This window comes from Rhodococcus sp. F64268 (assembly GCF_023015605.1).
Lineage (GTDB): Bacteria > Actinomycetota > Actinomycetes > Mycobacteriales > Mycobacteriaceae > Rhodococcus.
The window spans coordinates 331,502-356,733 of sequence record NZ_JALKAI010000001.1 but is presented as its reverse complement, the minus strand read 5'-3'; the positions used below and the strand labels follow the sequence as shown (position 1 = coordinate 356,733).

26 protein-coding genes are annotated in these 25,232 nt (G+C 66.6%); 7 read left to right on the top strand and 19 right to left on the bottom strand.

From position 1 onward, the window contains the following. Positions 1-179: 179 nt before the first annotated feature. Positions 180-1,133, bottom strand: coding sequence for an aldose 1-epimerase family protein (locus MWU77_RS01645; protein WP_247272784.1), 954 nt, complete (start codon positions 1,131-1,133; stop codon positions 180-182). Between the two features lie 83 nt (positions 1,134-1,216). Beyond that, positions 1,217-2,179 carry a class A beta-lactamase gene (gene bla / locus MWU77_RS01640; RefSeq protein ID WP_247272783.1) on the bottom strand — a complete coding sequence of 321 codons (963 nt, stop codon included), beginning with the start codon at positions 2,177-2,179 and terminating at the stop codon, positions 1,217-1,219. Positions 2,180-2,343: 164 nt separating this feature from the next. Between bla and MWU77_RS01635 the strand changes: the two genes are divergently transcribed. Beyond that, complete coding sequence (locus tag MWU77_RS01635) at positions 2,344-3,219, top strand: LysR family transcriptional regulator (protein ID WP_247272782.1); 876 nt, start codon at positions 2,344-2,346, stop codon at positions 3,217-3,219. Further along, positions 3,216-4,133, top strand: a complete 918-nt coding sequence (locus MWU77_RS01630) for a serine hydrolase (protein ID WP_247272781.1) — start codon at positions 3,216-3,218, stop codon at positions 4,131-4,133. Before MWU77_RS01635 ends, MWU77_RS01630 begins: the two co-directional genes overlap by 4 nt. A 40-nt stretch (positions 4,134-4,173) precedes the next feature. Here MWU77_RS01630 and pdxH read toward each other — a convergent pair whose 3' ends face one another. Further along, positions 4,174-4,824: a pyridoxamine 5'-phosphate oxidase gene (gene pdxH / locus MWU77_RS01625; protein ID WP_169688476.1), complete on the bottom strand. Its 651-nt coding sequence runs from the start codon at positions 4,822-4,824 to the stop codon at positions 4,174-4,176. A gap of 324 nt (positions 4,825-5,148) precedes the next feature. On the opposite strand from pdxH, the gene MWU77_RS01620 reads away from it, so the two are divergent. The 4 genes from MWU77_RS01620 to MWU77_RS01605 all read left to right on the top strand — a co-directional run bounded on the left by MWU77_RS01620 (position 5,149) and on the right by MWU77_RS01605 (position 9,354). Next, on the top strand, positions 5,149-6,276 hold the full coding sequence (locus MWU77_RS01620; RefSeq protein WP_169688475.1) for a citrate synthase 2: 1,128 nt from the start codon (positions 5,149-5,151) through the stop codon (positions 6,274-6,276). A gap of 66 nt (positions 6,277-6,342) precedes the next feature. Further along, complete coding sequence (gene serC / locus MWU77_RS01615) at positions 6,343-7,464, top strand: phosphoserine transaminase (protein ID WP_247272780.1); 1,122 nt, start codon at positions 6,343-6,345, stop codon at positions 7,462-7,464. Between the two features lie 246 nt (positions 7,465-7,710). Then, the gene (gene sepH / locus MWU77_RS01610; protein ID WP_247272779.1) at positions 7,711-8,613 is read left to right on the top strand and encodes a septation protein SepH; all 903 of its coding nucleotides are present in this window, start codon (positions 7,711-7,713) and stop codon (positions 8,611-8,613) included. A 24-nt stretch (positions 8,614-8,637) separates the two neighbouring features. Next, the gene (locus MWU77_RS01605) at positions 8,638-9,354 is read left to right on the top strand and encodes a hypothetical protein (RefSeq protein ID WP_169688408.1); all 717 of its coding nucleotides are present in this window, start codon (positions 8,638-8,640) and stop codon (positions 9,352-9,354) included. A 12-nt stretch (positions 9,355-9,366) separates the two neighbouring features. Here the strand turns inward: MWU77_RS01605 and MWU77_RS01600 are convergent, their stop codons facing one another. From MWU77_RS01600 to MWU77_RS01585, 4 genes are all read right to left on the bottom strand, one after another. Next, entirely contained in the window at positions 9,367-9,639 is a 273-nt protein-coding gene (locus tag MWU77_RS01600; RefSeq protein ID WP_169688407.1) for a DUF2537 domain-containing protein, read from the bottom strand. After that, positions 9,636-10,442, bottom strand: coding sequence for an RNA methyltransferase (locus MWU77_RS01595; RefSeq protein ID WP_169688406.1), 807 nt, complete (start codon positions 10,440-10,442; stop codon positions 9,636-9,638). The genes MWU77_RS01600 and MWU77_RS01595 overlap by 4 nt, the downstream gene beginning before the upstream one ends. 73 nt (positions 10,443-10,515) lie before the next feature. Next, positions 10,516-11,313, bottom strand: a complete 798-nt coding sequence (locus MWU77_RS01590; protein WP_169688405.1) for an SDR family NAD(P)-dependent oxidoreductase — start codon at positions 11,311-11,313, stop codon at positions 10,516-10,518. A 49-nt stretch (positions 11,314-11,362) separates the two neighbouring features. Continuing rightward, positions 11,363-12,775, bottom strand: coding sequence for a cytosine permease (locus MWU77_RS01585; RefSeq protein ID WP_206039918.1), 1,413 nt, complete (start codon positions 12,773-12,775; stop codon positions 11,363-11,365). 217 nt (positions 12,776-12,992) lie between these two features. Between MWU77_RS01585 and MWU77_RS01580 the strand changes: the two genes are divergently transcribed. Continuing rightward, a complete protein-coding gene (locus MWU77_RS01580; RefSeq protein WP_169688404.1) occupies positions 12,993-13,811 on the top strand; it encodes a GntR family transcriptional regulator in 819 nt (272 codons plus the stop codon). Positions 13,812-13,850: 39 nt separating this feature from the next. Here the strand turns inward: MWU77_RS01580 and MWU77_RS01575 are convergent, their stop codons facing one another. The 12 genes from MWU77_RS01575 to MWU77_RS01520 all read right to left on the bottom strand — a co-directional run bounded on the left by MWU77_RS01575 (position 13,851) and on the right by MWU77_RS01520 (position 25,165). Continuing rightward, positions 13,851-15,785: an FAD-dependent oxidoreductase gene (locus MWU77_RS01575; RefSeq protein WP_247272778.1), complete on the bottom strand. Its 1,935-nt coding sequence runs from the start codon at positions 15,783-15,785 to the stop codon at positions 13,851-13,853. Positions 15,786-15,857: 72 nt separating this feature from the next. Then, positions 15,858-16,607, bottom strand: a complete 750-nt coding sequence (locus MWU77_RS01570) for an aspartate/glutamate racemase family protein (RefSeq protein ID WP_169688402.1) — start codon at positions 16,605-16,607, stop codon at positions 15,858-15,860. A 28-nt stretch (positions 16,608-16,635) separates the two neighbouring features. After that, positions 16,636-17,448: a GntR family transcriptional regulator gene (locus tag MWU77_RS01565; RefSeq protein WP_247272777.1), complete on the bottom strand. Its 813-nt coding sequence runs from the start codon at positions 17,446-17,448 to the stop codon at positions 16,636-16,638. 35 nt (positions 17,449-17,483) lie between these two features. Then, the gene (locus tag MWU77_RS01560) at positions 17,484-17,735 is read right to left on the bottom strand and encodes a hypothetical protein (RefSeq protein ID WP_169688401.1); all 252 of its coding nucleotides are present in this window, start codon (positions 17,733-17,735) and stop codon (positions 17,484-17,486) included. Further along, on the bottom strand, positions 17,732-18,613 hold the full coding sequence (locus MWU77_RS01555; RefSeq protein ID WP_247272776.1) for a nitrilase-related carbon-nitrogen hydrolase: 882 nt from the start codon (positions 18,611-18,613) through the stop codon (positions 17,732-17,734). Before MWU77_RS01555 ends, MWU77_RS01560 begins: the two co-directional genes overlap by 4 nt. Beyond that, positions 18,610-19,746, bottom strand: a complete 1,137-nt coding sequence (locus MWU77_RS01550) for a protocatechuate 3,4-dioxygenase (RefSeq protein ID WP_247272775.1) — start codon at positions 19,744-19,746, stop codon at positions 18,610-18,612. The genes MWU77_RS01555 and MWU77_RS01550 overlap by 4 nt, the downstream gene beginning before the upstream one ends. A gap of 3 nt (positions 19,747-19,749) precedes the next feature. Continuing rightward, positions 19,750-20,763 carry a hypothetical protein gene (locus tag MWU77_RS01545; protein WP_247272774.1) on the bottom strand — a complete coding sequence of 338 codons (1,014 nt, stop codon included), beginning with the start codon at positions 20,761-20,763 and terminating at the stop codon, positions 19,750-19,752. A gap of 75 nt (positions 20,764-20,838) precedes the next feature. Continuing rightward, positions 20,839-21,612, bottom strand: a complete 774-nt coding sequence (locus MWU77_RS01540) for an SDR family oxidoreductase (protein ID WP_247272773.1) — start codon at positions 21,610-21,612, stop codon at positions 20,839-20,841. A 34-nt stretch (positions 21,613-21,646) separates the two neighbouring features. Next, positions 21,647-21,841, bottom strand: coding sequence for a ferredoxin (locus tag MWU77_RS01535; RefSeq protein WP_169688396.1), 195 nt, complete (start codon positions 21,839-21,841; stop codon positions 21,647-21,649). Between the two features lie 2 nt (positions 21,842-21,843). Further along, positions 21,844-23,106 (bottom strand): NADH-ubiquinone oxidoreductase-F iron-sulfur binding region domain-containing protein, encoded by a 1,263-nt coding sequence (locus MWU77_RS01530; protein ID WP_247272772.1) that lies wholly within the window; start codon positions 23,104-23,106, stop codon positions 21,844-21,846. Continuing rightward, entirely contained in the window at positions 23,103-23,783 is a 681-nt protein-coding gene (locus MWU77_RS01525; protein WP_247272771.1) for an isochorismatase family protein, read from the bottom strand. Before MWU77_RS01525 ends, MWU77_RS01530 begins: the two co-directional genes overlap by 4 nt. Next, positions 23,780-25,165 (bottom strand): Rieske 2Fe-2S domain-containing protein, encoded by a 1,386-nt coding sequence (locus tag MWU77_RS01520; protein WP_169688393.1) that lies wholly within the window; start codon positions 25,163-25,165, stop codon positions 23,780-23,782. The genes MWU77_RS01525 and MWU77_RS01520 overlap by 4 nt, the downstream gene beginning before the upstream one ends. Between the last annotated feature and the right edge of the window lie 67 nt (positions 25,166-25,232).

Genomic DNA, 25,232 nt, shown 5'->3' with positions numbered 1-25,232 from the left:
CATTCACGTAGAACCTAACGGTTCCGTGGCCGCAGCGCGGAGGCAGGGTCGGTCGAAAGTCCCCGAACGGTGTGTCGCACCTACCACCGAGGGCGGCCCGACAGCACCTTCCGAATCTCCGACGGGACGTCGATGCACGCCGCTCACCAGCATCGATCGTACGCGAAGTGCGGCAGAACTCAGCCCTGGGAGTCGCAGGCCCGCACACCCCATCGTCCGCTCCACCGTTCCCCGGACTGCAGGACGAGCAGATCGATACCGAGATTGAACGCATCGGGTGGGCACGTCATCGGGGCAAGGGCGAGCGCACGCGTTCCAGCTTCCTCGATCGTCGTCGCCCGCAGCCATCCGAATCCCTGGCCGGTCCAGAGTTCGACACCCCGGCCGTCCGGCCCACACAGTCGATGCCGGGCTCGACCGTCCAGATCCGCGTCGAGGGCACTGAAGGGAACATCGAGGTGCACGTCCCTCAGCAACCTCGCCCGGGTGAAGTCGTATTCGGTGTCCGTGACGGACTGCGAATATGCATCGGGCAGACCTCGCGCGCGGTCGAGAGGCATCCTCGTCCCCGCCGCCAACTGCAGCGTGCATTCGTCGAGCGGGGTGTCACCGGCCCGCAGGTAGGGACGCACCCCCAACCCGAACGGCGAATGGTATCCGCCGACGTTCGTCGCCGTGTGTGTGACGGTGAGTCCGTCCGGACCCAGTTCGTGCGCGACCGTCAACCGCAATTGGTACGGCCAGCCTTTGTGCAGCCCGACTTCCAAGGTCTGCTGGATCCTCGAGTCGGTGTGTGCCGTCACCTCCCATCGCCGATGCCAAGCGAGACCGTTGACCGCAGTACCTCGCTCCGGATCGGTGAGGGCGAGCTGATGCTCGATTCCGTCGAAATAGAAGTGCCCGTCGCGGATGCCGCCGGGCCACGGGGCGAGCACAGCTCCGACGTAGCCCAGTGGGGGTTCGTGGCCGGGCGAGCTCTCGACCAGCCGGTATGCCTCCACCGACCCTCGAGAAGCCGATTCGGGCGCGTCCGAGCTGCCGTCGTAGTCGAGTGCGAGCAGCGCAGCACCGGTACCGGACACCTCGGCCCGGTATCCGCCGCCCCGGATGGAGTGATGGATCGGCTCGGACATGATCAACAGTCTGCCCGGCGGACACCGTCTTCACTGCGGATTCGGCCTGCCGATTCGGGGCGTCACGGCAGGAGTGCCAACCGTCAGGGCACAGCACTCATCGCCGAGACGAGTGCCGCCGTCGTGTCCACGATCGAAGCGTCCGCGAACGGAGCATCGCGGTCGCCGGTGGTGGTGTCCGAGAGAATCACCAGTACCAACGGCTCCCCCTCCGGCGACCAGACCACCCCGGCGGCATTCAGCGTGGCGAAATTTCCTCCCCCCGACTTGTCTGCGGCCACCCAGCCCGGCGGGAGACCTGCACGCATCCTCGTATCTGACGTGACGCTCGCACGCATCCATCCCGTGAGGATTCGTCGGCGCGCCGGGTCCAGCGCCGAGCCGAGAAGCAGTTCCCGGTATCCGCGTGCCGATCCGGCAGGAGTCGTAGTGTCACGCTCGTCGCCGCGCGCGGCGTCGTTCAGCTCGGGTTCCCACCGGTCGAGGCGTGTCGCATCGTCCCCGACCGAGCGTGCGAACGCGGTCACCGCGTCCGGGCCGCCCAGCCGTCGCAGCAGGAGGTTGCCGGCCGTGTTGTCGCTGCGTGTGAGCGCGGCCTCGCAGAGCTGCTCGTAGGTCATCACCCTGCCTTGATGTTCGGATGTCACCGGCGAGTTCACCACGATGTCGCCCGGTTCGACGGCGACAGTGTCGTCGAGCCGCAGTCGCCCCTCGGCTTCGAGTTGCAGGATGCCCGCCGCCGCGTACACCTTGAACGTCGAGCACATCGCGAACCGTTCGTCGCCGCGGTGCGTGTAGGTGCGGCCGTTTGCCGGTGAATGTGCGTGCACCGCGAGACGCACGGCATGCCGATTCTCGATCTCGGCGAGGCGCTCGTCGAGCGCGGTCAGGCGGACCTGCATCTCGGGTGGCCCACCGTCCGGTGTCTGCTCCGGAACGGTTGCGGCAGTCGGTGATCCGCATGCTGCAGCGACGGGGATCGATGCCGCCACACGTGCGGAGTTGAGAAACCATCTGCGGGACAATGTTGTTCGCTGCTGTGTCATGCCCTCACCACAGCACCCGAGCGATCCGGGCCGCCAATATCCGCACGAGCCCGAGCCGGGTCGTAAAAAGTATCGCCACTGGTAGACGACCTGGAAGATGAGGACATCGAGTCCGCGATCCGCCGATCGAACGGCAGCGCTGCCGGCACTGGTTGAATGGCGTCATGGATCTGATCCGCCACCTCCGCTTCTTCGTCACCGTCGCGGAAGAAGGTCACTTCGGTCGCGCTGCAGCCGCCCTCGACATGACGCAACCTCCTCTGTCACAAGGACTTCGAAGGCTGGAGCAGCACATCGGCACCACCCTTGTGCACCGCACGCAGCGGGGAGCCGTCCTGACCACCGCCGGCGCCACACTGCTCCCCCGAGCACGGCTGCTCGTCGACGACTCCGAACGGTTCCTTGCCGAAGCCGAGCGCGTCTCGCGGACCCGCGGTGTCGTGCGCTGGGGCGCGACGGCCGCACTCCCCGATCGGATCATTACCACCTGCGCCGCAGTGCTGCGTACCGAACCGGACGTGACAATCGCGACCGAGGTAGCCGCAGCGACCGATCTGATCGCGGCTGTCCGCTCCGGCATGTGTGACCTCGCGGTCGTCGAACACCCCGCACTACTCGACGGTGTCGAGGCCGGACCGGTGACGAAGGTGCCTCGATGGGTGGTTGTGCCTGCCGGGCACCGCAGCGCCCGAGCCGAGCGGCCCCGCTTCCCGATGCTCTGCGACCTGTCGTTCGCCACACACCCGCGAGCCGGAAACCCGGCGGGTTTCGATGCCACACAAGACCTTCTGCGAGAGCGCGGACTCGACGTCGACCCGACGACCGTCCCCGACGACCGGACAATCCTCGCGGCGGTCGCAGCCGGAAGGCACTTCGGAATATCCACCGCACCACCGGGCTCGGTGCCCGGCGTCGCATGGCTGACACTCGCTCCGGATGCCATCGCGCTGCGCGTCCGCATCGTGTGGCGTCACGGCGCCGAGGTCGACCGGCACGTCGCGGCGATCGATCGCGTGCTGTTCCGCGAGCGCGCGAAATGAGATCGGCGGCCGATCGGATCCGGGCGGTGTTCGCCGACGCCGGGTGCAGCGGCTGGTTGCACGCGCGCCGCTGCTCGACCGACGACGTCATGTTGTCGGTGCACGGTGATGAGCGGGTGGTACTCGCGTCGGTCTACAAGCTTCCGCTGTTCCTCGCGTTCTGCGCCGAGGTGGACGCGGGCAGGATCGACCCGGCGTCCGAACTGCGGATCGATCCGTCCGAGTGCACACCGGGGTCGACCGGCATCGCGAGCATGCGTGATCCGGTGACCATGAGCAGACGCGATCTCGCCGCGTCGATGATGACGGTCTCCGACAACGCCGCCGCTGACGTGCTGCTCGGAGAGATCGGCCCCGTCGCAGTCCACGACATGCTCGCCCGGCTCGGTCTCGAGCGCACGAACATCGTCGGTGGTACCGCCGATATGTACCGGCGACTGGTCGAGGAGACCGACAGCCGCACCACCGTCGAAGCATTCAAGGCCCTCACCGACAGCGACGCGGCGTGGTCGGTCTCCGCATACGATCCGGCATTCACCAGCGCGACCACCGCCGAGGAGATGACGCGGCTGCTCGCCGCTGTGTGGGCAGGCGACGCACTCTCCGCCGAGCAGACGACCTTCGTCAAGAACGTGATGCGCAACCAGATCTGGCCGCACCGCATCGCCGCGGCCTTCCCCTATCGCGGAGTATCGATTGCGGGTAAAACCGGCACGATCGGCATCATCCGCAACGAGGTCGCGGTCGTCGAGTTCCCCGGTGAGCACCCGGTAGCGGTCGCGGTCTTCACCCGCGCCGCACGCGCGGAACCTGCACTACCGGTGGTGGATGCGGCGATCGGCGAGGCCGCACGGATCGCAGTCACCGAATTGCGGGCACCGAACATGTCGAGTGTGGAGTTCTCCTCGGCTTGAATCCTCCGGGGGCAGGTCGCGACAAACAGCTACACCCGAATCACGGTTGCAGCCGTTGCGTGTACCACCTGCCATCGACGAGCCGGGACCGGACACGGTTGTGCATCCTGTTGGGCCTGCCCTGCCAGAACTCGACGAACTCCGGAGAAATACGGAATCCTCCCCAGAAAGGAGGCCTCGGAATGTCGTCGTCGACACCGAACCTCTCGCCTGCCTCGACGAGTGCGTGGTCAAGGTCGGCGCGCGAGGCGACGGGCTGCGACTGATGTGACGCCCACGCACCCAGCTGCGACCCGCGCGGCCGAGTCCGCCAGTAGGTTTCCGTCTCCTCGGCCGGGATTCGAGTGACCTGGCCTCGGATGCCGATCTGCCGGTGCAGCGGTAACCACACGAATGTGGCGGACGCGTAGGGCACGGCGTCGAGGTGACGTGCCTTGTCCGATCCGTAGTTGGTGAAGAAGGTGACGCCGTCGACATCGATTCCTTTGCACAACACGGTCCGGGTCGCGGGATGTCCGTGTTCGTCGACGGTGCCGAGAACGATGGCGTTCGGTTCCGGGGCACCTGCGGACACCGCGTCGGCCAGCCATCGTCGTGCCAACGGAAACCAGCCGTCGGCGAGGTCTTCCGGTGTCAGATCGGTCTCCGGCGACGCCGTTACCGGGGTCGCGGGGGTGTAGTCCACGCGCATGGACGCGAAGGGGTTCTGCGGATCGTGCTGCACGGATGTGGACGCTACTCCGCGATCGCCGCCCCTCGCCGGTCGGCGGATTCGGAGCGATCGCCCCAGCCGAGACGTCGCTCATCCGACTCTCGGACGTCCTTGATTTCCTGCTGCGAGTCGGCCATTCGCCGATTATCCACAGCGAGCACCTCCCGGAGGTCGAAGATGGTCTGGGAGACTAGAGTCCTCTTCGACGACAGAGATGAGCTGCCGATCACAACACTGCGCACTCATTCCACCGGCAGTGCCGCCCGGACCGGGCCGCACGTGAACGAGGAGAGCCACACCGTCATGGCACCACACGCGTCCGTACCCGAGGATTTCGTCGCAGGACTCGAAGGCGTCGTCGCCTTCACCAGCGACATCGCCGAACCCGACAAGGACGGCGGGTCACTGCGATACCGCGGCGTCGACATCGAGGAACTCGTCGGCAAGGGTGTCACCTTCGGCGACGTGTGGGCGCTGCTCGTCGACGGCGAGTTCGGGCGCGGACTGCACCCCGCCGAACCGTTCCCCCTGCCGATCCACACCGGTGACGTGCGTGTCGACGTCCAGGCAGGCCTCGCGATGCTCGCACCCATCTGGGGTTTCTCACCGCTGCTCGACATCGACGACGACACCGCCCGCGACAACCTCGCCCGGTCCGCGGTGATGGCCCTGTCCTACGTCGCCCAGTCCGCGCGCGGCATCTACCAGCCTGCCGTGCCCCAGAAACGGGTCGACGAAGCACAGACCGTCACCGAACGCTTCATGGTGCGCTGGAAGGGCGAGCCCGACCCCAAGCACGTCGAAGCCATCGACGCCTACTGGGTCTCCGCCGCCGAGCACGGCATGAACGCCTCCACCTTCACTGCCCGTGTCATCGCCTCGACCGGCGCCGACGCCCCGGCCGCGCTGTCCGGCGCAGTCGGCGCGATGTCCGGTCCCCTCCACGGCGGGGCACCGGCGCGCGTGCTGCCGATGATCGAGGAAACCGAGCGCACCGGAGATCCGCGCGGCATGGTCAAGGGCATCCTCGACCGTAAAGAGAAGCTCATGGGCTTCGGGCACCGTGTCTATCGTGCAGAAGACCCTCGTGCCCGCGTGCTGCGCGCCACCGCCGAGCGCCTCGACGCGCCGCGCTACGAGGCCGCCGCTGCGCTCGAGCAGGCCGCCCTCGCCGAGCTGCGTGAACGTCGTCCGGACCGCGCGATCGAAACGAACGTCGAATTCTGGGCCGCGGTCATCCTCGACTTCGCGGAGGTTCCCGCCGCGATGATGCCCGCGATGTTCACGTGCGGTCGTACCGGTGGCTGGTGCGCACACATTCTCGAGCAGAAGAAACTCGGCAAGCTGGTGCGTCCTGCCGCGATCTACACCGGCCCCGACCCCCGCGCAGCCGACACCGTCGCGGGATGGGATTCGATCACACATCGGTGATCGGCCGGGCGAGGCGGTTTAGACTACTCCTGCACTTGTCCCTCGACGCTTAGGACACGCTTTCCGATGGCTGACGCTTCACCGATCATTCCCGCCGATCTCAAGCCCGCAGACGGCCGCTTCGGCTGCGGTCCCTCCAAGGTCCGCCCCGAGCAGCTGCAGTCGCTGGTCGACGTCGGCGCTTCGGTGTTCGGCACCAGCCACCGCCAGAAGCCTGTCAAGGACGTCGTGGCTCGGGTCCGCTCGGGGCTGCGCGATCTCTTCTCGCTGCCCGAGGGCTACGAGGTGGTCCTCGGTAACGGTGGCACCACCGCATTCTGGGATGCCGCAGCATTCGGCCTGGTCCGCGAACGCTCGCAGCACTTCACGTACGGCGAGTTCTCGTCGAAGTTCGCGACCGTCACGAAGAACAACCCGTTCATCGGCGACCCGGTAGTTGTGAGCGCCGATCCGGGTTCGGCTCCCGAAATCGTCGCCGACTCGTCGGTCGACCTGATCGGCTGGGCACACAACGAGACGTCCACGGGTGTCGCTGTGCCGGTGTCCCGTCCCGCGGGGTCCGGCAACTCGCTGATCGCGATCGACGCCACGTCGGGTGCGGGCGGACTCCCCGTGAACATCGCCGACACCGACGTCTACTACTTCGCGCCCCAGAAGTGCTTCGCGGCCGATGGCGGTCTGTGGATCGCGCTGATGAGCCCGGCAGCGCTCGAGCGGGTCGCCGAGATCAAGGCATCGGGCCGGTTCACGCCGGAGTTCCTGTCGCTGCCGATCGCCGTCGACAACAGCAGCAAGGACCAGACCTACAACACGCCTGCGCTTGCAACGCTGCTGCTGTTCGCCGATCAGATCGAGTGGATGAACAGCAACGGTGGCCTGGACTGGACGGTCGCGCGCACCAAGGATTCGTCGTCGCGTCTGTACGAGTGGGCCGAGGCTTCCGAGTTCGCCACGCCTTTCGTCACCGATCCGGCTCTGCGGTCGCAGGTCGTCGGCACCATCGATTTCGTCGAGTCCGTCGATGCGGCGCAGGTCGCGAAGATCTTGCGGGCCAACGGGATCGTCGACACAGAGCCGTACCGCAAGCTGGGCCGGAACCAGCTGCGTGTCGGAATGTTCCCGGCGATCGACCCCGAAGACATCACCCAGCTGACCAAGAGCATCGACTGGGTCGTCTCCCAGCTCTGATCCTCGCGGCTCCGACAGCCGGCGCAGCATCGGGCGAGGGCCGGACCCTGTGGGTCCGGCCCTCGCGCCGTTTCCGAAACTCTCAACCACACATCGAGACATAATCGGCAAACTCAGTACGATAACGCCTCCGACCCGAATTCCTGTGATCCGACCCGGCGTGGCGCGGCGTGTCCGCCTCCCGGATCGCGGACAACTCCGATAATCTCGGGCAAGTCGATCGCGAGCCGGCGCGAGGAGGTCAGTGTGCGAGAACTGAAGGTGGTGGGTCTCGAGCCGGATGCTAAGCATGTGGTGCTCGCGGATCCCACAACGGGGGACAAGTTCCGCATTCCAGTCGATGACACACTCCGCGCCGCATCACGCGGCGATCTCGCCCGACTGGGACAGATCCAGATCGAAACCGCCAGCACCCTCCGACCGAGGGAGATCCAGGCCCGCATCCGGGCAGGCGCATCCGTCGAACAGGTTGCCGAGGAAGCAGGAATCCCGACCTCGAAGGTCGAGCGATTCGCTTACCCGGTGCTCCTCGAACGTTCCCGTGCCGCCGAGATGGCACAGCAGGGACATCCGGTGCGCCCCGATGGTCCCACCGTGCAGACACTGCTCGAGATCGTCACACAGGCATTCCGCTCGCGTGGCCACAACCTCGACGAGGCGACGTGGGATGCGTGGCGCGACGACGACGGGCACTGGGTCGCTCAGCTCGAGTGGCAGGCCGGTCGCTCCACCAATGCGGCGCACTGGCGTTATCAGCCCGATGCACACGGCGGCACCATTTCGGCGCTCGACGACATCGCCGCCGACCTCGTCGATCCGGATTGCGGTCGCCCCTTGCGATACCTGACGCCCGTGTACTCGTCACGCGACATCGACGACACGGTGGAGTCGGAGACCGAGCGGTTCGTCGCCCCACCGGCCGACGCAGTCGTCATCGATCGCCAGCCGGAATCCGAAGAGCACGAGCTACCCGTCGTGGATACGGGCCGGACGATGCCGACCGCCACCGAGCACGACACCGACACCCAACGCGGCGCTACCGCATCGGCCAAGGCAGTAGCGAACCCGAGCAAGGACAAGCGCGGTAAGCCCGCACTTCCGTCCTGGGACGACGTACTCCTCGGCGTCCGAAGCAACGGACGCGCCTGAGAGCCGACGCCGATGGCGGCGGTCGTGTCGACGCTCTGGTACGTCGACGCCCCGGATCCGGCTGCGGTACTGCGTAATTCGACTCCCAACCGCGACATCGCGCATGCTCTGGTCACGCGCTTGCATCCCGATCGGCACGTCACTGCGGGCGGGCGCGCGACGCTCGCACAGGTCGCTGCAGGAAAAGGGCCGGACGATACGGAGTTCGACGACAACACAGTTTTCGTCGGCAGCTTCCCCGGTGTGACAGTGGTGTGCAGCCGCGAACTCATCCATCGTCGCCCCTCCGCAGTGGGTGCCAACTGGCTGCACACACTCGCATCGGAGAACACCTACCTGATCGTGTCCGACGCAGCCGGTGGGTGGGGCTCGTTCGCAGCATGGGAGCGCGGTACGCTCCGGCGCGCATTCGGGGCCGGTGCCATCGAGTTCTACGAGGACGAGGGCATCCCATTTCTGTGGGAGCGTCCGTACTGGTCGGGCGAACACCCCATGCGGTGGCCTGCCGGCTCCGTTCCGCACCCCGAAGCACTGCCGTTCCACCCCCGGCGCCTCGTCGAAGCCGCCAATGCTGCGTGGCTCGGCTTCCGGTATGTCGGTCGCACCGAGGGCGAACCCGAGCCGAGCGGTATCGACGTCTGGAGTTTCATCCTGCACAGGCCAGGGGAAGCCACACCGCCTGCCGCACCGGCCGGGCAACAGCCCACGCGCTCCTGGTGGCGTCGCGCAGTGGGCCTCTAGTCGACTCCGCACTCATCCGAACAGCAGCACACCCCACGCCACAGGCACCGCGGCGGCGATACCCCACGCCATCCACCGCCACACCTCTCGCTGTCGCCAATGAAGGAAGGTCGGGAGGGCTCCCACGACGGCGACGACATTGACCAGTACCGCAACCGCGGGATGAATGTCGGCGAGCACATCGCCGATCGCGATGAGAGTGACCGTGCTCATCGCGAAGACGAACACCGACAGCGGTAGCCCCGTCGCCCACGGGGTCGGTGAGGACCCGGAGGTCGTGTTCACCGCGGGATCCGAACCCGTTCGTAGAACGCCATCGCCGCAGCCGTCGCAACATTGAGCGAATCTGTCCCCGGCGCCATCGGTATCCGGGCACGTACATCGGCGGCGCCCATCGCCTGCTCGGTCAACCCGGGTCCTTCCGCACCGAGCAGCAACGCAACCTTCTCCCCCGTCATCGCCTCGGCGAGCGGCATCGCCTCCGGGTTCGGGGTCAGCGCGATCAACTGGAAGCCGCGGTCACGCAGCGTATCGAGGTCGCTGGGCCATTGCTCGACCTGCGCGAACGGGACGCGCAGCACATGCCCCATCGACACGCGCACCGCGCGCCGGTACAGCGGATCAGCGCAGCTCCTACCGAACAGCACAGCGTCGACACCGAGCCCTGCGGCATTGCGGAACATCGATCCGATGTTCTCGTGATCGTTGACGCCTTCGAGTACCGCAACGGTGGTTGCCTTCTCGATCATTTCGACGACGTCCAGCGGTTCGGGCCGATACGAGACCCCGAGTACGCCTCGATTGAGATGGAAACCGACCACCTCTGCCATGGTCGCCGCGTCGGTCCTGTAGAACGGCACATCCACGTCGTACAGGTCGTCAGCGAGTTCACTCAGACGACGATCGACACCGAGCATGGCGTGCAACGGGAATCGGGAGTCGAGCATGCGCTGGACGACCAGCACGCCCTCGGCGACCACCAGTCCCTTTCCGCCGGGAAGATCTGGCCGCCTGTCCGAGGAGTTGAGATCGCGGAAGTCGTCCAGCCTGGGATCGGCGGGATCGTCGATGTCGATGACGTGAACCACGACGACCATTCTCCCAGCCGCACACGCGATCGCAGCATCCGACTCGATCGGAGCTCATCCGACAATGTCCGGGCTACGCCCTGACGCGACCGCCGGGACGGGCGATTCCGCGAATCGACAACCCGCTGTCGACGGTCACGAGGGTGCCCGTCATCGCGGCCGACTCGGTGCGCGATGCGAACATTGTGAACACGCCGTCGTAGGCGCTCACCGACGCTACCTCCTGCAACGGCAGCGCCTTCTCGGTGCCGTCGAGTACCGAATCGGACATCTGCTGCCCCAACGACTCGGTGCCCCGCAAGCGCGTCGGCGCGACGCCCGGCGCGATGCCGTTGACACGGACATCGGGAGCGAGTTCATAGCCGAGTTGGCGGACGAGGCCGTGCACCGCGTGCTTGGATGCCGTGTAGAGGGCGCCGCCGCCTGCGGCATTGGTGCTGGCGAAGGATCCGGTGAGGATGATGCTGCCGCGGGAGGCGATCAGGGCATCGAGGCATGCCTTCGCACCGAGCATCGGCGCGAGGACGTTGACACCGAACAGCTCACCGAAGGCACCGGACAGCTGATCGCCGTCGATGTCCTCGAGGGCCTGGGCATTGTCGGTGATACCGGCGTTGCCGACGAAGACGTCGATGCGTCCCCATGTATCGAGGGCGGCCCGGGCAGCGGTGACGTTGTCGTCCCAGTTCACGACGTTTCCCACGATCGGGATCACCGAGTCGCCGAGTTCGGCGGGCAGTTCCTTCACCGATTCCGAGAGGTCCAGCGCGACGACTCGTGCCCCTTCGGCGACGTAGCGCGTCACCACTGATCGACCGATTCCCGCGCCCGCGCCTGTAAAGACGACGACCTGGCCGTCGAGTGCACCCATAATGTCGCTCCTGATCTGATCGTGCTGATTGTTCGAAGTTGGTGGGTGGTCAGGCGACCGGTACTCGGTCGCCGGTCGCGCGCGTCCGATCGCCGGCCGAGCCGGAGCGGCGAGAAATGCAGCTGATCACCGTGTAGGACACCACGGCCAGAGCCAGGACGACGAGCTGCGCGGATTGCGCGAGTAGTGTTGGTACACCGTCGACCTCGAGGAGTGCGATGCCGATCACCGACGGCACGATCCACGCGGCGAGTCCGACGCCGACTGCGGGCACGGCGGCATCGTCGACGGCCGGGCCCTGCCGACGATCGCGGACGTGGAGCGCGAAGTGGGTGAGGACGACGCCGACCCAGCCGACGACGAGAACGCCCTGCCAGTTGAGGGCGGTCTGCAGGTAGTGGAAGACATCGGTCAGCATGAGCGCGAACACGGCGAGGGACACGCCGCCAACCCACACGACCCGGGGTAGGCGTACCGAGGAGAAGCTGCTGAGGATCCTCTCGAAATTGGTGGTGGACAGGTAGTAGTTGACGCTGTTCACGCGAGTCTGGGAGACGACGATGAACAGGAGTCCGAGGAATCCGAGGCTGGCCAGGATCGCCCGCACCACACCGTCTTCGGTGGCGGGTTCGGTAGGCAGGACGGTCTGCACGAGGTAGATGCCCGCGATCCCGTTGACGACGAACAGTCCGGCGTAGAAGACCCATCCGAAGGTGACGCGCTCGTGGAAAGTCTCGTCCTCGAGCTTGGAGAATCGCGCGAAGTCGATGGTGTTCGGCATGTTGACGAAGATGCCCATGTAGAGGATCGCGCCGAGTAGCCAACCGGGGAGCGAGCGGCCCTCGTCAGGGACGACACCGGCGAAGGCGAGCCAGTCGGAGTTGCCGCCGAACTTGACGTGTGCCGCGATGAGGACACAAACGAGGCCGATCACATAGAACGGCAACAGAATTCCGTTGAGTTTACCCATCCACGATTGCACGCTGCCGAGCATGAGCGGCATCATCGCGATCACGACGACGGCATACCAGATGCGGATGTCGCCGGCGTCGAAGTACAGCTGGAAGGCGACAGCGAGGGTGCTGGACTCGAAGAGAGCGTAGTAGAGCGTGGTCGCAGCGAGGAGCACCGCGGTCAGTATCGAGCCCCAGCGGCCGAAGATCGTTTTGGTGAGGAGGGTGCTGTTCAGGCCGAAACGAGCGCCGAGGCGGGCGGTGAAAATGTTGACGATCGAGTAGACGACGGTGGACAGGGCGATCGCGAGGATCGCGTTCTTCGTGCCGTACAGACTGGCAGCGAGGGCACCGTAGAAGAGCCACACCATGGCGGACAACAGCGACCAGTACGACATCGTGACCTGCCAGCGGCCGAGTCGGGCAGTCAGCGGTACGGGGGCCGCGCTGAAATTCCCGTCATCGACGGCATCGCACGTTGACGATGCGGGTACGGGCACAGCAGGCATGTCCACCTCCAGAAGTGTGTGCAGATTTGAATACAGTTGTAGAGAGTCAGTGTAAGGAGCGTCACGTTAATTGGAAGACCCCCACGTAACGGTCCAGTTACAGATCTTCGGAGCGCCGCGTGGCGCGCCGTGCGGCGGACACGGGACGCATTCCGACCACAGGAGGTGCGAAACTGTATGCAAAAGCGGAACCGCCCTCGACAGCTAGGAGCAGACGATGACTTCGGTGACTGCCCGCACACGCTCCGGCACCACAGTCGACGAGCTGTGCACCGTCCTGCGTGATCGCATCATCACCGGCACCTATCCACCGGGACAACGGATGTCACAGGAACAGCTGGCAGCCGAATTCAACGTCAGCCGCACTCCCCTACGCGAAGCGTTGCAACGCCTCGAAGCGGACGGACTCCTCGTCGCAACCGCCAACCGCGGAATGCACGTCGCACCGATCGTCAACTCGGAAACCGAGCAGAACTACGCGCTCCGGATCCTCGTCGAACCCCCGACACTCGCAGCCGTCATCGACGACCTCACCGACGACGACGTCGCCGAGATGCGCGTCGCACTCGACGACATGCAAGCCCACCGCGCCCACAATCGAAGGTTTCAGCAGGCTCACCAGCGGTTCCACGATGTCGCGCTGACCCGCTACCCCCAGACGTTCGCCGATCTGACCCGCTCGCTGCACACGATGATCTACCGGCACCAGAGCGTGTACCTCTCCCACCAGCGGACGCCCGAGGATTTCATCCATTCCGACCGCCACTTCCTCGCGGCGATCGAGGCCCGCAATGCACCGTCCGCCCGCCGAATCATGGAGTTCCACCTGATCGACGCCGCGCTCGGACTGGTCCTCGACGCGGATCCCGACCACGAGTTCGACTCTCTGCTCGTGGCACTGCGCGGACGCGAGATCGTCATCGAGCACGACGACGCCGGGCGGATCAACCGTCCGGCCCCGATCTACTGGCTCGATCACGACCCGATCCTTCCGGAGGTGGCGACCTCCAATCTCATTCTGCGACCGGCCCCCTGACCCCGCGCCGGCCGGGGCTTCCGGCCGGCGCGGGCACCGTCAGACGAGCCGCGCCGCGAAGAACGCGGAGTGGATCGCGTCGAACACTCGTCCGGGCGCCACTGCCGAACCGACGACCCGGACGTCCAGACCCGCCGCCCGGAGCTCGGATTCGAGGCCGCCGTCCGCCGGGACACGGCCGAGTGCGAGCACCACCGTGTCCGCGGCGATCACCGCACTCTCGTCGCCGATCTGCACGTGCACCCCGGTCGTGTCGACGCCGACCACCCGGGTGTCCAGTCGCACGTCCACCGCGGCGGCGTCGACGTGACGGGGCAGTCGCTCGACGTCGGTGAACACCTCGTCGCCTTGCAGCAGCCCACTGCCCTGTTCGACGAGTGTCACCTTGGCGCCGGGCATCTCGGCGAGCCGCAGGGCCGCCTCACAGCCCTGCAGTCCGCCGCCCACGACCACCACGTTGCCGGAGATCGGAGTGCCGGCGCGGACGGAACTCGCCAGGATCACCGGGGCAGCCTCGTCGACAGGGAAGCCGGGGCGGCGGTGTGGCGCACCGGTCGCGACAACTACCGTGTCGTGGCCGGCGGAGGTCAGCACCTCGACGTCGGCGGCGGCCGGAACGACGGTGACCTCCCGTCGGCGCACCTCGTGGACGAGGTGGTCGACCAGGCCCGAGAGGTCCTGTTTCACAGTCGATCCCGTGGCGTGCGTGAGCAGTCCACCGAGATGGTTCGGTTCGTAGACTGTCACGTCGTGGCCGCGGTCCGCAAGCACCGCGGCGCTGCGCAGACCCGCAGGGCCCCCGCCCACCACGGCGACGTTCTTGCGGATCGCGGAGGCCTCGACGGGGAACCGACCCTCCTCCGCCATGTGGGGGTTGACGCTGCATCCGGCGCTGCGGCCTTTGTTCAGCCCGCGATGCAGGCAGCCGTCGTTGCAGCGGATGCACGGGGTGATCTCCAATACCCGACCTTCCCGGGTCTTGCGGGCCCAGTCGGGGTCGGCGAGCATCGCCCGGCCGAGGGAGACGAAGTCGGCAGAGCCGGATTCGACGATCTCCGCGGCGATGTCGGGGGTGACCAGTGATCCCGAGGCGACGACCGGGATGGTCACCGCGTCCTTGATCTTCTCCCAACCCCAGCGGTGAGGTGTGCGCACTTGATACCAGGGGCTGACCTCCCAGTCCATCGTGGCGTGGTGTCCGCCGGAGGCGTGGATGACGTCGACGCCGTGTTCCTCGAGTAGCCGGCAGAGTTGCACGGTCTCCTCGATCGGGATGCCGTCCTGCTCGTAGTCGGTGACCGAGACCCGGATGCTGAGCGGAAACTCGCGCGGCACGGACACCCGGATCGAATCAACGATCCGCAGCAGCAGCCGAGAACGGTTCTCGAAACTTCCCCCGTACTCGTCGGTGCGGGAATTGGTGTGCGGAGACAGGAAGTTGGTGATCAGATAGCCGTGGCCGGCGTGCACTTCGACGAGGTCGAAGCGGGCGGCGTGCACACGTGCCGCGGCTTCACCGAACGCCTGTACGACGCCGTCGATCTCGTCGAGAGTCATCGGCGTGGGAACGACACCGTACTGCGCTTCCACGTCGTACCACGACGAATCCGATGCCGACTTGATGGGGGCGGTGCCGAGGAACTTCTGCCTGCCGCCGTGAGCGATCTGCAGCCCGATCTTCGCGCCGGTCGAGTGCACCTCGTCCGCGAGCCAGCCCAGTCCGGGGACGTGCTCGCGGCGGCTGACGCCGACCTGATTGTGGATGGCCTTGCTGGCGTCGTCGTCGACGTAGCTGTACTCGACCATGACGAGCCCGACACCGCCCTCACCCAGGCGCCGGTAGTGGTTCACGGTCCGCTGACTGACGGTGCCGTCGGGGTTGGACGTCGCGGTGCTCTGCGGCGACTTCACGATACGGTTCCGGACCTCGACGGGTCCGATCTGTCCGGGGGTGAACAGCGCTTGGTGGTTCACTGGGGCCTCCTGGGGCGGGGGATCGGCTTCGATATGTGCAGCCTCACCAGAATGTGCGCGTGACGAGGGATGTCAGGGCGCCAACAGGGCGCCTGCGCGGGGAACGACCTGCTCGAGGCCGAGTCGTCCCAGCAGCCGCCACGTCGTCGCGGCGGCGGCGGACAGCACGGGGATGTCGAACTGCTGCTGCAAGCGGTCCAGGATCGGCAACGAGGGCATCTGGACGCAGGCGCTGATCACGAGGGCATCAGCGCCCGACGTGTCGACACGGCGGGCATGTTCGAGCAGGTTCTCCGGGTCGAGGCGGCCTACGGCGAGGTTGTCGGGCACCTCGAGGCTGAGCGAGTCCACGACGTTGAACCCCTGGTGCTCGATGTAGTCGCACACTGTCGCGGTGAGCGGCTTCATGTAGGGGGTGACGACGGCGATGTTCTTCACGTCGAGATGCGCCAGGGCCTCGGTCAAGGCTCCCGCCGACGACAACACGGGGATGTCGACGCCGCTCTCCTCCTTGGCGATTCGCGCCAACTTGGGTTCCGATTCGCAGTGGTAGCCGCGGCCCTGGGACATGATTGCGACCAGGCACGCGTAGGCCATGACATCGACCCGGGCATCGGCGAGTTCGGCGGCGCACCGCAACGAGTCCGCGTCCATAGCGGCGAGCTGCTCCGGGGTCACGTGCTGCATACGCATCCGTGACGAGTGGAAGGTGAATCCCTCCGGCCGGATCTCCTCACGGGCACGGAGCATCGCCGGGATCTCGGTCTCCATGGTGGTGTTCGAGCTGGGAACGATCATGCCCACGCGATAGTTGGCACTCATGTGTGTCTCTTCCTACTTGTCGTGCCGGCTACGCCGACAACATCGTGTGATGCCCGTGCGGGTGAGCCGCACCGGAGTTCAGATTGCTCGTCTCGAGGACCGGCACCCGGTGGCAGCCGCCAAGGTCCCAGCTGACGTGGGCGCGGCCGCCCGTACGCAGCGATTCCAGGTCGTGCAGTCGGATGGACATGCCGCCCAGCACGACTGGAAGCGAGCCGAACTCGTGGTCGGGGTCGTCGGCGAGGATCATTCCCAGCGCCGCGTCGAGCAGGTGGAATTCGAGCAGCAGCCGAGCCTGGTCGCCGTCGCGGTCGCGGACCGCCTCCAGGAACATCCCGTCGGTGACCGTGACGTCCTCCAGCGCCTCCGGGTGAGTGAAGTAGAGCCGCTGGTGGCGGTCGATCCGAGTCAGGTGCGACTCGATCAGTTCACGCATCCCGGTGGGGCACCGACCGAGGATCACCCGATGGTACTCCCAGTGCGCAAGCTGGAACTCCCGCGGTGAGACACCAGTCCTGCGCATGCCCGCCAGCGCGGATTCCATCGCGTCGATGTCCGCGTCCACGACCCGGTCGAGGGTCGCCGAGATCAGCGCCGGCTCCACGAGCAGACGGACCGCATAGGAGTCCTCCACGTCCGACAGCGCCAGTGGCGCGACGATGACGCCGCGGTTCGCCTCGGTGACGACGAGCCGCTCCGCCTCGAGCCGACGAAAAGCTTCCCGCAGTGGTGTTCGCGAGACATCGAGTTCGGAAGCCAGCTGCACCTGTGACAGCGTCACGCCAGGTCGATAGTGGCCGTCGATGATTCGCTCCCGAATCGCGATGTACGTGTCGTCCACGGTGGTTCCCCGGCGCGCCCCCCTGCTGCTCACGGTCAGTCGTGCGATCCGAGTCGGGTGGCGATCAGGCCGGTGAAGAACGCCGGCTCCTGATCGGCGAGCACTTCCAGCGCCATCGGGTCGAGCAGGATCCGCGAACCGGTCCGCGGTACGTACAGCTCGAGCCGTTCACCGTTGCGAGTCCACACCTTCCGGAACTGGACGCCGGCGAACTCGTTGCCCAGCCCGGTCCATTCGTCGGCCCGGACCACACCGGCGGGCAATCCCTGCGATGCCTTGTCGCTCATACCACCGGCTCCTTCGCATGTACGCCCGTCGACACGATGCGCGGCGGGGTTCGGTAGACGTCCGCTGCACGGCGGCCGGCGAGCACTGGGAGTGTCGCGCGGGCCTTGTCGACCTGCCCGAGGTCGAGTTCGACCACCTGCACCGCCGCGGGTGACTCGTCGAGGTCGGCGAGTACTTCTCCCCACGGAGAGACGGCCAGCGCGTGCCCATAGGTCGGGAACGCGTCGACGTAATCAGGTGTGGGCGAGTGGACGGTCGCCGGCGCCACCACGTACGCGAGGTTCTCGATGGCGCGGGCGCGCAGCAGGGTATGCCAATGCGCCTCACCGGTCGATTGCACGAACGCCGCGGGCAAGAGCAGAACCTGGGCGCCCGCAGCTGCGAGTTCCCGTGACAGCTCGGGGAATCGGACGTCGTAGCAGATGGTGAGCCCGAAACGCACGCCGTCGACGTCGAGGAGCACCGGGCCCGCCCCCGGCCGTTCCACCGAGGACGCCTCGAAGGAGCGGCCTCCGATGGTGGCGTCGAACAGGTGCAGTTTGTCGTATCGGCCGGCGATCGTGCCGTCCCGGTCGATGACGAGCGCCGAGTTGAAGATTCCGTCGTCGGTGCGGTTCTTCATGCCGCCGAGGACGACGACCACACGTCGCTCTGCGGCGACGCGGCACAGTTCCAGCACCAGGGTCGCGTCCTCGCTCAGAGCCGCTTCCCGCATCTCGACATTGGAGCCGAGCATCAGCCCGTTCTCAGGCAGCACGACAAGGGTGGCACCTTGGTCGGCGGCCTCGCCGATCAGGCGTACCGCGGTCCGCAGGTTGGCGTCCATCTCGGTGGTGGCGTGCCACTGCGTGAGCCCGACCCGCACTACGCTGCTCATGACGAACGGGCTTCCGCGAGCGACTCGCTCCCGCCTGCTGCGGCCCGAGCCAGGTCCATGTTGACGACGGTCCACCCACCACCGGATGCTTCCATGGGCTCGTACGTGTATACGTCGCCGTGCACACCGGGCCCGAGCAGCCCGAGCATGATCATCCAGTTCATGATTTCGTACTGGCCGTGTTCGAGGAGCGGGAACGGCTCGAGGGAACACAGGTCGAGTCCGCGGCCCGTCTCGAGCAGTTTCAGAATGTACGTGTCGAATTCGACGTCGACACCGCCGAAGTGTCCGGGGTCGAGCCAATGCGAGAGACCGCCGGTGGCGAGGAACGCGACCTTCAGTCCCGACTCTTCCACCGCCGCGCGCATCGCCTCGCCGAAGCGCTGCGCGTTGAACGGGGAGAAGGTGCGAGCAGGCTGGGTGATCACCGGAATCACCGGCAGGTCGGGGCGCGGCAGCAGCAGGCGCAGCGGCACGATCAGGCCGTGGTCGAGTTCGACGACATCGGCTTCTTCGACCTCCTGCCCGGCAAGGCGCACCGCGTCAGCGAGGGTCCGCGCGAACTCGGGGTGGCCCGTCAGATTCAGGTCGAGGTCGGGTCGCTTGAAGAACTCCATCGACCCCCCGTGCTGTACACCCGTTCCGAGGACGAAGTGCCCGGTTCGGAAGCTCTGGAAGTGGCAGTCGGCGGATACGAGGATGACGTCGGGATCGGCGGCTGCCAGGTCGCGCTTCAACTTCTCGTAACCGGCGAGCAGACGCTCGACAGCATCCTCCGGGTCGATCTCGGGACGCGCCAGCAGATCCGGCACATGCGAGCAGCCTCCGGCGAACACCAGGTTCCGCGGAAGATCCGGGGCAGGAACGGGAATACTCTCGTCGACAACGAATCCGCCGGCGCTCGACGAGTCACCCAGATCGTCCTTGAACCATCGGCTCACCAAAATGGTGAGTCCGTCGTTCAGGCCCACCGCGCGCAGCCGATCACGGTTGCCGCTGATGATGGTCTCGGCCCACTCCTGGTCGACGCCGAGCAGTTCCGGTGCCCGGGCTGGTTCCGCCTTGACGGCGGCGAGCAGCTCGGCGTCCTTTGCCATGGCGAGGATCGCCTGTTCGATTGCGTTCTTGTCCATTGCTCACTCCTCCACGAGTGCGCCGTCGCGGACCACCGCGACGCCGTCGATCTCCACGGTGCATCCCCGCATCGGGACGTCGAGGTGCGCGGGGGTCTCCCGGTTCGCGAAGCGGTTCGATCCGGTAGACCACATGAAATTTCCTGCAGTGGAACGGAGTTCCTGACCATACAGGCTTCGGGGGTCGTACACGTCGAAGGCCGACCACCGGGCGCGGGGAAGCAGACCCCACCCCATGTGGCTCAGTGCCCACACCTCGCTGTCGTGCCAGGCCTCGAAGTAGTCGTTGAGAACGTGGGCGTCCGTGCCGGATCCGGAGACCCTGGTGATGAAACCCTTCTCCACCTTGATCGTCACCACATCCTGGACGTACCGCTGCCACGGGATCAGCGCGTCGCCGGGTTGCAGGACGATCTTGCCTTCGGCGGTCCGGTCGTTCGGGAAGCAGGCAACGAATCCGGACGGCCAGTGATCCCAGCGGCCGGGTTCGTCGACGTAGCCCCACTGGTGCGTGATCGGCAGGCCGTCACCGGAGATGTCGGCCGTGAGGTCCGTTCCCGCCGCACTGGTGACGTGCAGGGTGCTGCCGGCCCGCAACCTGCTGCCTCCGGCCTCGACAGTCTGGCGCAGATCGTCGTCACCCATGAGCCGCTCGAGGACGTCGTTGGGCTCGGCCACGAACAGCATCCGCTTGCCGTTGCCCGTGATGCGGGTCCGCACGTCCGAGTGGATGAGTCCGCCGACGGTCACATCCACGACGAAGTCGCACTCTCCCGCCGCGGCGAGCAACGGAGCCACCTCACGTCCGTCCGCCTCATACGGCGGCAGCATCGGGCTCGACAGGCTGGACGCGTGCAGCACCAGTGCGCCTGCGCCGAGCTGGCGAGCTGCGGCCACCGCCGCGGCCACGTACTCGTCCTTGTGACCGAGTTCGGCGATGATGCCGACCGTCTCGTCAGCGGTCACCCTGCATCGCTTGAACTGCTCGACGAAGTTCTCGGTCAAAGTATTCGGCATGTCGTTTGCTCCTTGTCGCTGTTGCTTCTGCTGCGGCAGTGCTTGTCCTGCCGGGGGCTGTGGATGGTGCGGTGGTCAGTGCGCTGCGCGCACGGCGCCACCGTCGACCGTGAGGGACGTTCCGGTCACGAAGGAGGAGCGAGGAGACGCGAGGAAGGCGATCGCATCAGCGATCTCCGAGGCGACGCCCCAGCGCCCCATCGGAATGTCCTTGACCACCTTGGTGATTTCGTCATCCACGCTGGTGCCGTTGGTGCGGGCCTTCATCTCGACGATGCCCTGCATGCGGTCTGTTCCGGTCGCGCCGGGCATCACCTGATTCACACGGACCCCGTCTCCGGCCAGCTCCGCCGCCAGCGTCTTCGCGAAAGCCGATGCAGCCGACCGGTACGACGACGACAGCACCCCGCCGAGCGCCGGCTGCCGCACCCACGTCGAGGTCAGCAGGACGATCGCACCGGCACCCTGCTCGCGCATGACGCGCGACGCCGCAGTGCCCAACTGGACCACCGGACGCAGCAGCTGGTCGTGCGCCCGCTGCCAGTCTTCCCATCCGAGGTTCAGAGCGGGAAGGATGCGCGGTCCGGGCGTGTTGAGCACCATGACGTCGAGCCGGCCGAAGCGGTCGACCACAGTCTGCACCAAACCGGCAGTAGCGTCGCTGTCGTCGAGGTCGAGGGCGAGCTGTTCGATCCGCCCGTTCCCTATCTTCTCGGTGTTCCCGGTCGCCGAACGCGAGGTGGCGACGACCGTCATCCCTTCCCCGGCGAGGCGCTCCGCCGTGGCCCGTCCGATTCCCCTCGACGCGGCCGTGACCAATGCGACGCCGTTCTCCAAGCCCAAGTACACAATATCTCCTTACTCGTTCCGAAAGCGCTCGGGATCAGCCGATCTGGCGGACAGCGTTTTCGGCGCACAGCGATATCGCACGCAGTGCCTTCGGTTCGTCCCCAGCCGGGACGGTGCCGTCGCCTCGTACGGCTGCGTATCCCCAGTCATCGGATTCGAAAGCCGACGGACACACGTCGAAGCAGGTTCCGTATCCGTCACACCTGGTGGCGTCGATTGCAATTCGCATCCTCAGCTCTCCTTCCCATCGAGTGGCTCCGCGGCGAGCAGGGGTCCCGCAGTACGCGCCAGATTCGCTGCGCCGTCGATGAACGAACACGCGCCACGACCGGAAAGTGTGCTGCCCCAGCGAATGAGATTCTCGTGGTGTGTCGCGGCGGCATCGCCTCGCAGGACCTGCCTGAAGGCCCGCGCGATCGCGTTGGTTCCGCTGACGCACACTCCACACTGCATCGCGGACTCCGACTGGAACCATGCGCTCAGTTCCCCCGCGAGCGCGACCACATCCTGGCCGGCGTCGAGAACGGTGACCGCGGCGCACCCCAATCCGCCGCCCGCCTCGCGCACCGCGTCGTAGCAGCATCGCAGGGTCGAGTGGTCGCCGGTGAGGACGCCTCCGAACCAGCCCCCGACAAGCAGACCCGCTGTGTCGGCGGCCGATCCGCCACCGGCGGCGATGAGCGCCGATATCGGCTCACCCAGTGACATCTCGTAGACGCCGGGCTCGGCAACCGCACCGGTGAGGGTGAACAGCGCGGTCCCTGTCGAGGACGCCGATCCGGTGGCAGCGAACGCCTGAGCGCCGTGGCGGCGGATCCACGCGACATGAGCGAGTGTCTCGACGTTGTTGATCAGCGTCGGCAGGCCGCGCACACCGGATTCGAAGGGGCGCGGCGGTTTGCTGGTCGGCTTGGCCGGAAATCCGTTGATCGACCGGCACACGGCCGACTCCTCGCCTGCCACGTAGGTGTGTTCGGCGAGATGCGTCCGAACTGTCACCTCCGCCGGCACCAGGCCTGCAGCCGTGATCTCCGATACCGCGCGGTCGACGATCTCGCGCAGCTCCGGGTCGGAGACGTACACGATGGCATCGGATGCGCCGGTGACCGCGGCCGCGACGAGCAACCCGTCCAGCACCAGGTGCGGGCGATGCGTGAGCAGCCACCGATCCTTCGCCGACGCCGGTTCGCCCTCATGTCCGTTCGCGACGACGACACAGTCACCGGGTGCGGAGGCGACCGCGGCGAACTTGCGGTGTGCCGGGAACCCTGCACCGCCGCGGCCTCGCAAGCCCGAGACCTCGAGTTCGGCGAGGAAGGCGTCGCCTTCCACGGACGCCCCGAAGAATCCGAGGGCCCGTTCGTCCGCGAGCTCCCATGCCGGATCGTTCGCAGCGGGCAGCGCGAGTCGTGCCGGTGTGTCGCCCACGACACGTGCCGGGGCACGGAAGTCCGGGGCTCGGTGCAGGGCCGTCTGCGGCATGGCGAGTGTCATGGCAACCCCTTTGCGTGAGGCTCGGCGACCTCGGTGGTTCCGGCGATCGCGGCGAGCATGGTCGTGGCAGCCTCCAGGGTGACGACCTCGCCGTATTTGGCGTCGATGTCGAGCAGTGAGGCATCGTGCGGTGGAATCTCCCTGTCGCCGACGCACTCGCGGACCACGAATGCCGGGAGGTTTGCGGCGCAGGCGTCGACGACGGTGGCCCGCACACATCCCGAAGTGGTTGCGCCCGCGACGAACACCGTATCGATTCCCGCCTCTGCGAGCAGGTCGGCGAGTGCGGTGTGTGCGAAGGCCGACGCAGCCTGTTTGACGATCAGGGGCTCACCCTCGTGCCGTCCCATGCGGGCGTCGATCTCGGTGCTCCGGTGCCCGGACCGCAGCCCGGACAGTGCGGGCATCTTCTGCAGCCACGTGGCCGCTGCCCCGTCGTGCTGGGGAAATGCGATGGTGGTGAAGTACACCGGGATCCGGTGTGCCCGTGCTGTGTCGACGAGGGACCTCGTCGCCGCCACCACGATGTCGAGGTCGAATCCGGGGGCGAATTCGGGGTCGGTGAACCCGTACTGCAGGTCGACGACGATCACAGCGGGGGTGCTGCCGGGGGTGAGCTTCCCGAGAAGTCCGCCGGCCGCGTACCGTTCCCGCACCCCGGCCGTGCCCGCGCTCAAAATTCGAACTCCGGCCACTCACCCGGCTCTGCGCGCATCATGTCGGCGTAGAACTGGTACATATTGCGCTGGACGCCTTCCTCGTACCTGGTCCAGAAGACCTTTCCCGGTCCGGGCCAGTCGGACACGGGTGTGGCCATACCGATTCCTGGCATGCCCATCTCGTAGTTCAGTTCGAACCCGAGCATCTCCGCAGCCACCGAGCCACCATTCTTCGTCACGCTCAGCCACGGTTCGGTGTCGTCCATCTCGAACGAGCCGCCCAGCGAAAAGGTGCCCAGGCCCGCCTGGTACGCGCGTTCCTTCTGTTCCGCAGTCATGTTCTTGTAGCCGACGAACCAGTTCCAGATCTCGATCTGACCCGGCCCCTTCGGCTGCCACGTGCGGATCGTGAGGATTCCGGTGGGCGCGTGATGCGCACCGTCCTCGGTCATCGGTAACGCCAGGATCGAGAAGTTCGGAAACACATTGCCCACGAACACCCGTGACCGCCGAGCCACCTCGAGTTGCTCGGGCGAGATGTTGACGCTGTCGAAGTGCTCGGCCAGCGACTCGGGGAACCCGAAGAAGTTCGGCCCCGGCTCGTCCGCGTACTCCGCCATGGAGAACGACAGCGAATGACCGGGCGACGCCTGAATGTGGTACCCCATCATGTTCTCGCTGAACGGCACCGGGAAGGCACCGATCGACCACACCGACTTGTGCAGGGTGCCGAGATGGTAGTCGTCGCCGGAGAAGTTGTCCGCACCGGACTTCCAGTTGGCATCCACGATGAAACGCTGTGGCTTGCCGAGGATTTCGACGCCGTCTTTGTCGAGGCCGAACACCAGGTCGAGGTACCAGGCCATTCCACCGAGATACTCCCGCAGAGGCGGCGCCGTCGGGTCGAGTGTCGCGAAAACGAGCCCGTGGAACGACTCGACCTGCGCGGCGCGGGCAAGCCCGTTGGCCTCCTTGCTCATGTTGCCGAAGGCGTTCTTCCACATCGGCGCCCCGACGAGCGACCCATCCGACGAGTACGTCCATCCGTGGTAGGGGCACCGGAAATGTGACGAGTTGCCGGAGTCGGCGCGGCAGATCTGCACACCACGGTGGCGACACGCATCGAAAAGTACGTTGATGCAGCCATTTTCATCTCGGGTGACCACGAACGAGTCCTCGCCGATCTTACGGACGACGTAGTCGCCGTTCGCCTCGATCTCGGATTCGTGAGCCATGTACACCCAGGCGCGGCCGAAGATCCGCCGCAGTTCGGTCTGATACACGTCCGGGTTGCCCATGATGGCGGACGGAATCCGGCCTTCGGGCAATCCGGTGTCGATGCGGTCCATCAGTTCCTGGACTCGCGGCGGCAGCGCGCTCTGCGTCGCCACTGGCTTCATAGGTCACTCCTGGCTGGGGGGATTTGGCGAGCGGGCTCGCGGTCGTCACAGCCGCATTCGACTGGGG

What these genes read in the sequence shown, in the direction of transcription:
- MWU77_RS01590 (WP_169688405.1), bottom strand. Translation starts at nt 11,313, where the DNA reads ATGGGTGCACTCGACGGCCAGGTCGTCGTCTTTACAGGCGCGGGCGCG.
- MWU77_RS01520 (WP_169688393.1), bottom strand. Translation starts at nt 25,165, where the DNA reads ATGAAGCCAGTGGCGACGCAGAGCGCGCTGCCGCCGCGAGTCCAGGAA.
- pdxH (WP_169688476.1), bottom strand. Translation starts at nt 4,824, where the DNA reads ATGCGCGTGGACTACACCCCCGCGACCCCGGTAACGGCGTCGCCGGAG.
- MWU77_RS01570 (WP_169688402.1), bottom strand. Translation starts at nt 16,607, where the DNA reads ATGAGTGCCAACTATCGCGTGGGCATGATCGTTCCCAGCTCGAACACC.
- MWU77_RS01560 (WP_169688401.1), bottom strand. Translation starts at nt 17,735, where the DNA reads ATGAGCGACAAGGCATCGCAGGGATTGCCCGCCGGTGTGGTCCGGGCC.
- MWU77_RS01645 (WP_247272784.1), bottom strand. Translation starts at nt 1,133, where the DNA reads ATGTCCGAGCCGATCCATCACTCCATCCGGGGCGGCGGATACCGGGCC.
- MWU77_RS01620 (WP_169688475.1), top strand. Translation starts at nt 5,149, where the DNA reads ATGGCACCACACGCGTCCGTACCCGAGGATTTCGTCGCAGGACTCGAA.
- MWU77_RS01580 (WP_169688404.1), top strand. Translation starts at nt 12,993, where the DNA reads ATGACTTCGGTGACTGCCCGCACACGCTCCGGCACCACAGTCGACGAG.
- MWU77_RS01635 (WP_247272782.1), top strand. Translation starts at nt 2,344, where the DNA reads ATGGATCTGATCCGCCACCTCCGCTTCTTCGTCACCGTCGCGGAAGAA.
- serC (WP_247272780.1), top strand. Translation starts at nt 6,343, where the DNA reads ATGGCTGACGCTTCACCGATCATTCCCGCCGATCTCAAGCCCGCAGAC.
- bla (WP_247272783.1), bottom strand. Translation starts at nt 2,179, where the DNA reads ATGACACAGCAGCGAACAACATTGTCCCGCAGATGGTTTCTCAACTCC.
- MWU77_RS01585 (WP_206039918.1), bottom strand. Translation starts at nt 12,775, where the DNA reads ATGCCTGCTGTGCCCGTACCCGCATCGTCAACGTGCGATGCCGTCGAT.
- MWU77_RS01555 (WP_247272776.1), bottom strand. Translation starts at nt 18,613, where the DNA reads ATGAGCAGCGTAGTGCGGGTCGGGCTCACGCAGTGGCACGCCACCACC.
- MWU77_RS01545 (WP_247272774.1), bottom strand. Translation starts at nt 20,763, where the DNA reads ATGCCGAATACTTTGACCGAGAACTTCGTCGAGCAGTTCAAGCGATGC.
- MWU77_RS01550 (WP_247272775.1), bottom strand. Translation starts at nt 19,746, where the DNA reads ATGGACAAGAACGCAATCGAACAGGCGATCCTCGCCATGGCAAAGGAC.
- MWU77_RS01530 (WP_247272772.1), bottom strand. Translation starts at nt 23,106, where the DNA reads ATGACACTCGCCATGCCGCAGACGGCCCTGCACCGAGCCCCGGACTTC.
- MWU77_RS01535 (WP_169688396.1), bottom strand. Translation starts at nt 21,841, where the DNA reads ATGCGAATTGCAATCGACGCCACCAGGTGTGACGGATACGGAACCTGC.
- MWU77_RS01630 (WP_247272781.1), top strand. Translation starts at nt 3,216, where the DNA reads ATGAGATCGGCGGCCGATCGGATCCGGGCGGTGTTCGCCGACGCCGGG.